Annotated in this window: 2 protein-coding genes; both read right to left on the bottom strand. The window is 47.7% G+C overall.

Annotated features, from left to right (window positions below; translation table 11 throughout):
• Nucleotides 1-269 (bottom strand): DUF393 domain-containing protein (locus tag R7Q48_RS26570; RefSeq protein WP_318133200.1); only part of this gene is annotated, 269 nt, incomplete at its 3' end.
• A gap of 1 nt (nt 270) precedes the next feature.
• A partial coding sequence (locus R7Q48_RS26565) for a DUF4344 domain-containing metallopeptidase (RefSeq protein WP_318133199.1) occupies nt 271-782 on the bottom strand: 512 nt, incomplete at its 5' end.

Below are 782 nucleotides of genomic sequence, written 5' to 3'. Positions count from 1 at the left end.
CAGCGCAGTGGTGCATACAACCAACCTCGTCCAACAAGTTGCCAAGCTCGGTAGGTCACATCCAGCCCGAGGAGTAAATTTCCGTGGTTGTCCAAGGCATGCAGAATGGTGTTGGCACGATCAGGGTCGATTTGCGGATAGGCCGAAAAAGCGTCGCTGTAAATATCAACGGTGTTTATCTCTTGCTTATGATCGTGTTGGCGTAATGCCTTCATCTCTTTGGCGCACAGTGGGCAAGTGCCGTCGTAGAAAATAGTCAGTTTAGTCATATCAATTCGTCATTGCATTGGGGCTGCTTGATGGTTTCTCGCTGTTTTTACGTGTCGATGCTTCTTTGGGTTCATTGTGCTGCAGGTAGTGCTGCCAGTTAGTGCGAATGTTTTCGTAATTGTATTGGCAGAAGTCTTTGCGATCTCGAAGGTAGTCTTTTTCAACTTCGTCGAGTAACGATTTGTACTGTTCAGGATCGCTGCCATACACCAAGCACAAAGTGGAGAAGTAACGCTGCAGGTCCAAACTGTGTTCGTCAATGTACTCGCCAACATCGTAATAGTCGGGTCTGTCATCGGACTCAAACGCAAACATGTCGGCGGCACTGATGGCCATATCGGCGCCATCGTCTAAATAGTCGATCAGTAAAATAGTGGCGAAATTGTCAACGGCATCTTCTTCTTTCCCCAACACAGGGATGCTTTGATCCTCGATGTACGCATGCCCAGCTTCATGCAGCAAAGTGTGTAATAAGGTATCTAATGCACCAGTCTTTGGCGATTTTCCGTAGC

The sequence above is a fragment of the Vibrio sp. 378 genome (genome assembly GCF_033339435.1).
Note: the sequence above shows the minus strand (reverse complement) of the source record. Positions and strands in the feature narration are given on the sequence as shown.